Source organism: Lamprobacter sp. (assembly GCF_034860625.1).
Taxonomy (GTDB): domain Bacteria; phylum Pseudomonadota; class Gammaproteobacteria; order Chromatiales; family Chromatiaceae; genus Lamprobacter.
Window position 1 is genome coordinate 1 of the sequence record NZ_JAYESN010000121.1, and the last position, 11,168, is coordinate 11,168.

At 63.2% G+C, this 11,168-nt stretch carries 8 protein-coding genes; 4 read left to right on the forward strand and 4 right to left on the reverse strand.

From position 1 onward, the window contains the following. The 4 genes from VBE63_RS20645 to VBE63_RS20660 form a co-directional block, all read right to left on the reverse strand. A partial coding sequence (locus tag VBE63_RS20645) for a nickel-dependent hydrogenase large subunit (RefSeq protein WP_323684906.1) occupies nucleotides 1-608 on the reverse strand: 608 nt, incomplete at its 3' end. Further along, entirely contained in the window at nucleotides 605-2,017 is a 1,413-nt protein-coding gene (locus tag VBE63_RS20650; protein WP_323684907.1) for a (Fe-S)-binding protein, read from the reverse strand. The genes VBE63_RS20650 and VBE63_RS20645, both read right to left, overlap by 4 nt. After that, nucleotides 2,014-2,664: a nitrate reductase gene (locus tag VBE63_RS20655; RefSeq protein ID WP_323684908.1), complete on the reverse strand. Its 651-nt coding sequence runs from the start codon at nucleotides 2,662-2,664 to the stop codon at nucleotides 2,014-2,016. The genes VBE63_RS20650 and VBE63_RS20655 overlap by 4 nt, the downstream gene beginning before the upstream one ends. A 164-nt stretch (nucleotides 2,665-2,828) precedes the next feature. Then, nucleotides 2,829-3,893, reverse strand: coding sequence for a hydrogenase small subunit (locus tag VBE63_RS20660; RefSeq protein WP_323684909.1), 1,065 nt, complete (start codon nucleotides 3,891-3,893; stop codon nucleotides 2,829-2,831). 1,128 nt (nucleotides 3,894-5,021) lie between these two features. On the opposite strand from VBE63_RS20660, the gene VBE63_RS20665 reads away from it, so the two are divergent. From VBE63_RS20665 to VBE63_RS20680, 4 genes are all read left to right on the forward strand, one after another. Beyond that, a complete protein-coding gene (locus VBE63_RS20665; protein ID WP_323684910.1) occupies nucleotides 5,022-6,110 on the forward strand; it encodes a quinone-dependent dihydroorotate dehydrogenase in 1,089 nt (362 codons plus the stop codon). A gap of 347 nt (nucleotides 6,111-6,457) precedes the next feature. Beyond that, complete coding sequence (locus VBE63_RS20670) at nucleotides 6,458-6,814, forward strand: hypothetical protein (protein ID WP_323684911.1); 357 nt, start codon at nucleotides 6,458-6,460, stop codon at nucleotides 6,812-6,814. Between the two features lie 94 nt (nucleotides 6,815-6,908). Continuing rightward, nucleotides 6,909-8,036: an FAD:protein FMN transferase gene (locus tag VBE63_RS20675; RefSeq protein WP_323684912.1), complete on the forward strand. Its 1,128-nt coding sequence runs from the start codon at nucleotides 6,909-6,911 to the stop codon at nucleotides 8,034-8,036. 124 nt (nucleotides 8,037-8,160) lie between these two features. Next, nucleotides 8,161-11,168: MG2 domain-containing protein (locus tag VBE63_RS20680; RefSeq protein ID WP_323684913.1), on the forward strand; the 3,008-nt coding region annotated here is incomplete at its 3' end.

Sequence of the window (11,168 nt, forward strand, 5' to 3'; positions counted from 1 at the left end):
TCGGCGACATTGCGCTGCCAGGCCAGCGCATCCAGGTAATGCGCGACCGCCATCAGATTGGCCTCGGGCGGCAGCTTGTAGGCCGGATGGCCCCAGTAGCCATTGGCGAAGATGCCGAGCTGGCCGGCCTCGACGAAGCCCTTGAGGCGCTTCTGCACGTCGGCGAAGTAGCCAGGCGAGGTCTTGGCATAGGTGCCGATCGACTGCGCCAGCTCCGAGGTCTTCTTCGGGTCGGCTTGCAACGAGCCGAGCAGATCGACCCAGTCCAAGGCGTGCAGGTGATAAAAGTGCATCACATGATCGTGCACATACTGGCTGCCGATCATCAGGTTGCGGATCAGCTCGGCATTGGGCGGGATCTTGTAATCCAGGGCATCCTCGACCGCGCGCACCCCGGCGATGCCATGCACCAGGGTGCAGACGCCGCAGATGCGCTGCACGAAGGCCCAGACCTCCCGCGGGTCGCGGCCCTGGACGATGGTCTCGAGCCCGCGCACGCTGGTGCCGCTGGAGTAGGCTTGCTCGATAATGCCGCCGTTCATCTGCGCCTCGATGCGCAGATGACCTTCGATGCGGGTGATCGGATCAACAACAACGCGGGCACTCATGCGGCTGCTCCTCGGGCTTGGGCTTTGGCGGTGGACTCGTCCTCGATCAGATGGTCGGCGACCAGCTCGACCAGGCTGTGGACCTTCTTATCCCAATGGTTCTTTTGGCGGCCGGACTCGAAGTTGAGCCGGCAGCTGGCGCAGCTGACGACGACCGACTCGGCGCCGCTCTCGTTGACCTCGCGGATCTTGATCTTGAACGACTCATCGCGCAGTCGGGTGGCGTCTTCGAGCAGGAAGATGCCGGCACCGCCGCCGCAGCACCAGTTGTATTCCTTGTTTGCCGGCATCTCGACCAGGTCGGCATCCATCGCCGCCAGTACCGCGCGCGGCTCGTCGAAGGCGCCGCCGCGACGTCCGGTCTTACAGGGGTCGTGGAAGGTGACCTTGCCCTCGAACGGGGTCAGATGCAGCTTGCCGGCCTTGGCCTGTTTGCCGAGGAACTCGGACATGTACATCATCTCGAACGGCAGCCCGCCGCTGCTGAGCATCGGGTTCCAACGCAACGCCGGGTAAGCATGGCCGCACTCGGCGATGACCAGGATCTTGGCCTGAACGCGTTGGGCGGCGGCGATGATCGGGTCGACCTGTTTCTTCCACAGCGACATATCGCCCGAGAGCAGCCCGAAGTTGGCGCTCTCAAAGCCGTCCGAGCAGATGGTCCAATCGACGCCAAGGTGGTTCATGATCTTGGCCGTGGCGAGCAGGCCATTGCCGTTGGCGACCAGGTCGACCGCTGAGCTCAGCACCATCACCTCGGCCTTGTCCTTGTCGATGGGGATCTCGATGCCCGCCTGCTCGCGGATGGTATCGACCATCTTGTGCAGCGCCTCGGGTGAGGAGCCGAACACCGTGCCCATCTGTTTCTGCTCCATGCGCAGGGCGGCCAGCTCCGGTGGCACCAGCTCGGCGGCGACCATGGCGGTGCGCATGTGATGCACCAGCGAGGCGGTGTCGATGCCCATTGGGCAGACCATGGTGCAGCGGCCGCACTCGGAACAAGAGTCGTAGATCAGCTCCTTGGCCTGCTCGAAGTCGGAGAGCTTGACCGGCTGCGTGATCAACCGATGCCACCAGCGCATCGGGCTGATCTCGCGCTGATAGACCCGGCGGTAGAGGTCCATCTTGCGCATCGGCGCGTATTTGGCCTCACCAGTGGCCTGGAAGTAATGGCAGGCGTTGGTGCATTGGCCGCAATGAATGCAGCTCTCGAGCCAGACCGCCTCGTCGGCGTTGGTCTCCTCGACCAGGGTGTCGACGGCGCCCTGGAGGCGCTTCTCGTCGGACTTGGTCGGCTTCGGCGCCATCTCACGCAGCAGGCCGATCTGGCTGGCCAGGCCTTGGTAGACCTGCTCGAAGCTGGGAAAGATGGCTGTGGCTGTGGCGGCCGTCGTGTTAGCAGTGCTCATATCCGAACCCCCTTGTGGGCGTAGGCCAGCCCGCTCTGGGCGCGGGAGAAGATGAACCAGAACGCATGCATCAGCTTGCTGAACGGCATGTAGGCGAACAGCAGTGCGGAGCTCAGGATGTGCAGCGCGAGCATGGTCTCGTAGCGCAGACCGACATGGGCAAAGGCCATGAGGCCGGTGAGCAGCGGCAAGGCGACGATGATCCAGGTGACGTAATCGCCGAGCGTTGAGTTGTAGACCGCGGGCTTGGAAAGCCGGCGGACGATCAGCGCGATCAACGAGACCAGGGCAATGGTGCCGAGGGCTACGCCGACGAAGTTCGGCAGTGCTGGCCAGGACAAGCCGGTTAGACTTGTGATGAATTCGATGTGCGGAACGATACCGACAACGACCAGTAAAGTGGCGATGTGGAAGACGTAGGCAACAACGGTCTGATAACGCGTCGTGGTGGTGAACTCACCGCTCGGCCAAGCGCGACTGAAGACGGTGCGATAGCCCTTAAAGTTGCCAAAGGCATCGCGCGGGCGCGAGAGGTCGGCGCCGCGCGTGAGGGCAAGGACGCCGATGATCCGCAAGGCGATGCCGGCGGCCATGATGATGAGTGCGGCATGAATCGCAGGGCCGCGGGCGAATTCGAGCAGTGTCATGGGGTTCCGTTCTCCTGAGGAAGTTGGTGGTTCGATTGTTCTTGTTGTTTGTGCTGATTGAGTGGCAGGGGGCTCGGGCGGCGACCGTTCTGCGGGGCGCACCCGAGACCCCTTGACCTTGTCGTGCTCTCGTCTCTCGCTGGGGGCTTCTCGTTGGTCGCCGTCTAGTCGCTGCTGTGCTCGTGGGCTGCCAGGTCGGTCTTCTTGCGGCGAGCGAGCACGGCTGCTCCGGCTCCAGCCGCGGCTCCGGCGATGGCCGCAGCACCGAGCTTGGCGCCGTCACCAAAGTTGCCAGTGGCGACCGACTGATAGATGCCGCCCATGTCCCAGAACCTGGGCTCCGAGCAACCGATGCAGCCGTGTCCGGACTGGATCGGGAAGCTGACGCCGTTGTTCCATTTGATATGGGCACAGGCGTTGTAGGCGATCGGCGCCTTGCAGCCGAGCTTGTACAGACACCAGCCCTTGCGCGCGCCTTCGTCGTCGAAGGTCTCGGCAAACTCGCCGCGGTCGTAGAACGGGCGGCGATAGCAGCGGTCGTGGATGTTCTCGCCAAAGAAAGCGACGGGGCGGCCAAGGTGGTCGAGCTCGGGCAGGCGTCCAAGGGTCAGGTACTGGGCGATGACGCCGGTGATCGCGAGCGGCATCGGCGGGCAGCCGGGCACATTGACGATCGGCTTGTCCTTGATGATGTCGCCCACCGCGACGGCGCGGGTCGGGTTGGGCTTGGCCATCGGGATGCCACCGTAGGCTGAGCAGGTGCCGATATTGATCACGGCGGCGGCATTCGCACAGGCCTCTTTCAACATCGCGAGGTTGCTGATGCCAGCGACCGTCGAGCAGTGTTCATCAAGCGGGATGGAACCGTCGACCAAGACCAGATATTTGCCAGCATTCTCGTGCTGGGCCTGCTCGCGGGCCTGCTCGGCGGCCTCGCCGGAGGCCGCTTGTAGGGTGTGGTGATAGTCGAGCGAGATGAAGTTGAACATCAGCGCTTCGATGGATGGCGAGCTGGAACGGGTCAGGGCCTCGGTGCAGCCGGTGCATTCTTGGAAGGACAGCCAGATAACGGATGGACGACGGGCGCTAGAAAGGGCTTCGGCCATGGCTGGAGCGATACCTGCCGGCAAGGCCATTAAAGAGGCGGTCGTCGAGCAAAATTTAAGAAAGGCGCGACGGCTGACCCCCTGGCTGCGCAGTAATCCGCCTAGGGTTGGCTCATTCGGCATCTTGGTCTCTCCTTATTTATTGGTGGTCTTTGTTGGGTCGCGCCAAGTAGAAGTTGGCGTATTTCTTATGGGTTGCGAATTATCAACGATTTCGCCTTGGTGGGGCCATAGAACCAGCTGAATTTCTTAGTGTTTTTGTTGGTTTGCTGAGGCTTTGGCTCCGTCGTCATTACTCTAGCTGATGGGGGTAAAAAGTGATGCAAGTCTCATCTTTTAAAACTGATCTGCATCAATTATTAATGGAACTCCAAGTGCGCAAGGCGGGATTCGTGCGTTTTTTCTGCTAATTCGATAATCGGTGAGCTATTAATCTGCCAGGATAATTAGTTATTAATGGCACAGAATAATTAATTGTTAATATTGTTGTTTGGGCAGGCGGTTGCTTCCCGCTTTGGTCTCGTTGAGGAGACTATCGACGAGCTGGATGTACAAAACCGGGCCCAATCTGGAGAGGGGTGAGGGGTGAGGGCGGCGGGACGAGGGCAAGGGCAAGGGTAAAGCCACGAGCGAGTACTTGGAGCGATTGCAAAGCGGACCTAGGGGGCAGGGGCAGGTGCAGCGGCAGGGAGCAGGGAGCAGGGAGCAGGGAGCAGGGAGCAGGGAGCAGGGAGCAGTGCCGCTTAGGTTTGCGGCTCTGCGATGACGCTTTGGGCGCTGCTCAGGGTTGGTGGTCGGTAATGGATGTGGGTGGTGGTTGGTGGCTTGATGAGCGCCGACTTGTTGTCAGCGGTCGGCGCTCAAGGGGTCGGGAGGGACAGTTCGCGCTGCTCGGCTTAGCCGATGAGACCATAGGCAACCAACACCAGCATCAGCAGGACAGCGGCGATGGAGACGATCTCTCCACCGTTGAGGTGCTTGAGTGCGAGCAGATATTTCATGGCAGCAGACCTTTGTTTCGGGTTGAATGGATGGTTCGATCGCTGGATCGACGGATGTTCCAGTCGGCATACACAGGACAGGGCGTTAAGATGAACACTGGCGATGCGTTTGCGACCGCCTGACGCCTAAGCCCTTATAGTTTATTAGCATATACTGGATTAATTGCAATTGCGGTATCGCAATCTGCCGGTTTCTGGGCCGTGAAGCGCGAACCAAGTCACATCAACGCTCAACGCAGGGGAGAGACCCATGACGACAGAGGGATCGAGCCCGATCACTGCAGCGTCCGCCACCGGCTTGCAGGTCGGTCCGCTCTGGGGGCTGCTGCGTCCACTCTTGTTTCGCCTCGATGCCGAGCGGGCGCATGGCATGGCAATGGCGCTCGCAGCGCGTTGGTCAAAGGCCTTCAGTGGCAAGCTTGGGGAGGCGGATCAGGCTCGTTCGCCTGGCCTACGCTTGCGGGCCATGGGTCTCGGCTTCCCGAATCCGATCGGCTTGGCGGCTGGCTTGGATAAGGACGCTGAGGCGGTGCCTCTGTGGCAACAGTGCGGCTTTGGCTTCATTGAGGTCGGTACGGTTACAGCCTTGCCGCAGCCTGGAAATCCGCGCCCTCGTCTATTCCGGCTACCAGCCGATGGCGCGCTGGTCAATCGTATGGGGTTCAACAATGCTGGCGCTGAGGCCATGGCGGTCCGGCTGACCCGATTGCGTGAGCGCGAGCTGATGCAGGTCCCGCTCGGGGTCAATCTCGGCAAGTCCAAGGTGACGCCGGCGGCGCAAGCGGCGGCTGACTATCAGCGCAGCAGCGCCTTGCTCGCCGAGCTTGCCGATTACTTGGTTGTCAATATCTCGAGCCCGAATACGCCGGGACTGCGCGATCTGCAAACCGGGGACCAGGTGCGTGCCCTCGCAGAGGCGGTGCAAGGGCCGAATCAGCGCCTGACACAGCCGCGACCGGTGTTGTTGAAGCTCGCCCCGGACCTTGCCGATGCCGATGCGATTGCCTGTGCCGAGGCGGCGATCGAGGCGGGTTGCGCGGGACTGATCCTGACCAACACGACGATCGACTTCAAGGGGCTCAGCGGTGCGACAGTCGGCATGAGTGGCGGCCTCTCTGGTCGTCCGCTGTTTGCGCGCAGCACCCGACTGCTGGGCTTGGTCCGTGAGGCGCTGGGGCCAGATCCCATCTTGATCGGTACCGGCGGTATCTTTACGCCAGAGGACGTGGCCGCGAAGCTGGAGGCCGGGGCTCAGCTCGTGCAGCTCTACACCGGGCTGATCTACGCTGGGCCTGGGTTGGTCCGGCGTTTGCTGTGCGCATTAGAGAGCCACCCATGAGCCGATCCCTGAGGATATCCTTGACGAAACCTTAGATGAAAAGGCGATTGCCGAAAAAGCTCGTACCGAATTGAGCAGGATGTTCGCTTGCCTTCGAGGAGCGTCAGCCGGGATCATTGCGGGGCTATCTGACCGGGCGGCACGACGAAGAAGGCGAGCGAAGAAACAGCAAGGCGGTATGGGCTTTGACAGAAATCGCCTAAGATTCCGACGCAAGGGGCCTCGGGATCAGCTCGGAAGGCGCCGATGCTGATGCACCGACGGGAGGCGAGGGTTGCTTCTTTCTGGCCTGGTGCCAGATGTGGGCCTCAGAAGCGATATTCTTAAAGATGCAGAAGAGGCAGACGATGCAGGATCGACCCCAAATCAAGACTGCGCTGCCGAAGCGGCGCTACCAGATCGGTGATCATACGGCAACCTTGCTGGGCGAGATCGAGAGTGATGACGATCACCGCTATCGATTCATCCTGGCGCTGGTGCCCATGGGTGAGCAGGAGCCGGTGCTCTATGTGACCAGTCAGCAGGCAGCTGCGGATCATCGGGGAGAAGGTGCCTATGATTTGCGCCTGATCAGCGCCAGCCTCACCGATGTGCTGGATACGGCTGACCGCTGGGAGAGTCTGGATCAGTTCGCCGAGCAGGCCATCGATCTCGCGCAGCAGGTGCTCGGCCTGCGCAATCAACAGGTGATCAAGCTCATGTGAGTCGGGTTCTGATGCTGGGGTGTCGGAAGGGCGCTCGCGTCCTCCTGCTTGGGTCGAGGCTAGGCGCTTTCCATGAGAAACCGGTGATCTCTGCATGATACTGAAGCTGGATGACGGCGATGCGCCATGGCCTGCCGACGCCCCCTCGCGGTTCTTCGCACCGCTGCATGGGTTGCAACGCTGGATTGCCTCGGCCTCTGTAGTCTTAGTCTCCTTGGTTCTAATGCTGGTCGGTTGCGGCCAGGACTCGGAGCAGCGTCTGCTCGTCTTGCGCGGCGCGACGATGGGAACGACCTACAGCCTGCAGGTCGTCGACCCGCCTGGGGCTTTTGATCGATCGGCACTGGCCGAACAGGTTCGCGCGCGGCTCTCGGCCATCAATGACCTGATGTCGACCTATCAGCCGAGCTCGGAACTCTCGCGCTTCAATGCGAGCAGCACGACCGACTGGTTCCTGGTCTCGCCGGAGCTGGTGGCTGTGGTCAGTGCGGGGCAGGCGGTGAGCGAGGCGAGTAATGGGGCCTTCGACATCACCGTTGGACCGCTGGTGAATCTCTGGGGCTTCGGGCCGACGCCCAGTGCCGAGGACTTGCCGACAGCGGGTGAGATCCAGGCGGCGCGGGCGCGCGTCGGCTGGCGCCAGCTTGAGGTGCGGACGCAGCCGCCCGCGTTGCGCAAGTCGCGTCCGGATCTTTATGTCGACCTCTCGGCGATCGCCAAGGGCTATGCGGTTGATCAGCTTGCGGCGCTGGTGGAGTCACAGGGTGTCAGCGATTACTTGGTCGAGATTGGGGGCGAACTGCATGGCCGTGGGGTCAATGGTCGCGGCGAGCCCTGGCAGATCGCGATCGAGCGCCCCAACGCGAGCCAGCGTGAGGTGTTCCAAGTGGTCGCCCTGCGCGACATCGGCATGGCCACCTCGGGTGATTATCGGAATTTTGTTGAGATCGATGGCCAGCGCTATTCGCATACCATCGATCCAGCCACCGGGCAGCCGGTTCGGCATCGGCTGGCCTCGGTCACGGTGTTGGCTGATGACTGCATGCAGGCCGATGCCTGGGCCACCGCGTTGCTGGTGCTAGGCCCCGAGCCTGGCCTGGCGTTGGCCGAACAACGGGGGCTGGCGGCGCTGTTCATTGAGCATGCGTTGGAGACGCCCGAAGGGGATGCATTCGTCACCCAGGAAACTGCTGCCTTTGCTGCGCTGAGCGCCGCACGCTGAGAGACGATCGATCGGTGGCCCGGCTTGGCTTTCTCCCGCCGCGTCCTTGGGTCTACACTCTGCCATCACTGGGCAGTTTCGAGGGGAGCAGGCGATGAGTCACCGGCTTAGCGGAATCTTTGCGATGCGCGTGATCAGGTCGGTGCTGTGGTTGTTAAGCGCGATCTGGCTAACGCTCGTTGCACCACAATCCGTTGCCGAGACCAGCAGCCAGCATCCTGCGGCGGTGCCGAGTGCTGCTGTCACTCCTGAGGATACGGGCGCTGATGCGCTGCAATCCCAACGCCAGCCCCAACCGCCCCAGCGTCAATTGGTCCTGATCAAGGGCGCCGATTACTTCGGCCATGATTACGATACCCTGCAAGCGGTTAGCCTCGATGATTGCGAGGTCGCTTGCCTTGCCGATGAGCGCTGCCGCGCCTTTACCTTCAATACCAATGCTGGCTGGTGCTTCCTGAAATCCAGCTTCAGCGAGCCGCGCGCCTTCGATGGCGCGGTCTCCGGCTATATCCAGAGCGGTCCGATCGATGCCGAGGATCAGCGCGCGCAACGTCGCTCGGAACTTGCGTTCCTACCCAGTGGCGATCGTAACGAGGCTGATGCGTTGCGCCGGCGCATCGCGGAAGGCGATGAATCTCGTGGCATCGCTGGTGGCCTGGATCAGATGCTGGCCGAGGCACAGCAGGCGCTGTCAGAGAATGATCCGCGCTCCGCAGCAGGCCGTTATCGGGTTGCGCTGCGACTGGCGCCGAATGATTCGGCGCTCTGGCAGCGTCTGGCCGAGGCGGCCATGGCCGTTCAAACCGACGATTGGTCCGAGCGCCAGCGGCTGCAGCAAGAGGCCACCGCGGCGGCCATCAATGCCTACCTGAGCGCGACCGAGGTCGGCCAGCGCGCAGGCAGGCTGGCGCTGATCGGGCGCTCGCTTGAGGCGCGCTCGGCCTGGCGTGCGGCGATCCGTGCCGAGCGCGCATCCTTGGCGCTGGTCGATGATCCGGCCTTGCGCGCGCGGCTCGACCAGCTGGTGGCCGAGCACGGTTTTCGCATCATCGACCATCAGGTTTCGTCCGATGCCCGCAACCCGCGCATCTGCATCCGCTTCTCCGATCCACTCGCGCGCGAGGGCGTCGAGCTGGCCGACTATCTCGAGCTTGATGTCCAGGGGCTGGCGATCGAGCCCGAGGCCGAGCAGCTCTGTATCGACGGTGTCGAGCATGGCGAGCGCTACCGGATCAGGGTGCGCGCCGGGCTGCCGGCTAACGATGGCGAGCGCCTGGCCAAGCCGGTGACGCTCGAGGTCTATGTGCGTGACCGCTCGCCCTCGGTGCGATTCCCGGGCCGAGCCTACGTCTTGCCGAGCGGCGGTGCGGCGGCGCTGCCAGTGGTGACGGTCAACACCAGTCTGCTGGATGCTGCACTCTATCGGGTCGCCGACCGCGCCCTCGGCGGTTTCCTGAACGATGAGACCCTGCTCGCCCAGCTCAATGCGTATCAGACCGATGACATCGCGGAAACCAGCGGCGAGCAGCTTTGGAAAGGCCAGATCGAGACCCGCTCGGAGCTGAATCAAGAGGTCACCACCTCGGTGCCAGTGGCCGAACTGCTCGCGGGGCTGGGCGGGGGGCAGCTGGCTGGCAGGCTTGCCGGCGCTGAGCGCAGCCAGGCCGGCGACCAGGCCGCAGGCCAGCATGCAAACGGCAGCCCGGGCGAGTCCGAGGATGGCAGCGCAGGCCAATCTGCGGATCTGAGCGGTGGTGTACCGACAGCGTCGGCCACTCAGGGACTCAGGCCCGGTGCCTATATCTTGACCGCGCGCCCCGCCGATGCCCGCGCGAGCGATGATCAGGCGACGCAATGGTTTGTCGTCTCCGATCTCGGGCTCACGGCGTTGTCCGCCGATGATGGCCTGCATGCCTTCGTGCGCTCACTCTCAAGCGCGGAGCCGCTGGCGGACGTGCGGCTGCAGCTGCTGGCGCGGAATCAGCAAGTCCTCGGTGAGGCCAAGACCGACGCCCAGGGCCATGCTCGCTTCGAACCGGGTCTGCTGCGTGGTCAAGGGGGTAACCGGCCGGCCCTGTTGGTCGCCGAGGGCGAAGACACCGACTATGGCTTCCTCGACCTGAAGGCGAGCCCGTTTGATCTCAGCGATCGCGGCGTCAAGGGTCGCCCGGCAGCGCAGCCGATCGACACCTATCTGGTCAGCGAGCGCGGGATCTATCGTCCCGGCGAATCGGTGGTGCTGACCGCGCTGACCCGCGATCCGCGTGCCGATGCCGTTACTGGGGTGCCGCTGACCTTCGTGCTCAAGCGCCCCGACGGCGTTGAGCAACAGCGAGCGCTGATCCAGGACCAAGGCCTTGGCGGTTATCAACTGCGGCTGCCACTGCTCAAGGATGCGATGCGCGGCACCTGGCAGGCCGAGGTCTATGCCGATCCCAAAGCCGATGTGCTGGCGCGGGTCAACTTCCTGGTCGAAGACTTCGAGCCCGAGCGCCTCGACTTCAGCGTCGAGCCCTCGGCACCAGCGCTTGATCCGGCCGCGCTGCCGAGCCTGAGCATCGATGCGCGGTTCCTATACGGCGCGCCGGCGGCGAACCTCGAGGTCAGCGGGATGACGCGCGTGACGCTCGCCGATGGCCTGGCGGACTGGCCAGGCTGGCAGTTTGGCATCGCGAGTGAACAGGTTGAGGATCGGAGTGAGCCGGTGCCTAGTGCCGAGACCGATGCCGCGGGCCAGGCCCAGCTCGGCGTCGAGTTGCCGGTGCTGGTGGCGAGCACGCGGCCGTTGCAAGCGCGGATCGATGTGCAGGTGCTTGACGGCGGCGGCCGCCCGGTCGAGCGCAATCTGAGCTTGCCGATCCTGGACCAGCGCCCGCGGATTGCCATCAAGCCGCTGTTCGAGGGGGCGGTGGACCAGGGAAGCAACGCGCGTTTCGCGGTGATGGTGCTCGACGCTCATGGCGCGCCGATGGCTGCGAATGGACTGCGGTGGACCTTGTCTCGGGTGCAGACCTCCTATCAGTGGTATCGCACCGACGGTGATTGGCGCTACGAGCCGATCGTCAGCCGCACCCGCGTCGCCAGCGGCGATCTGGATGTCGGCGCTGATCCAAGCGCGCTGGCGCAGCTTGA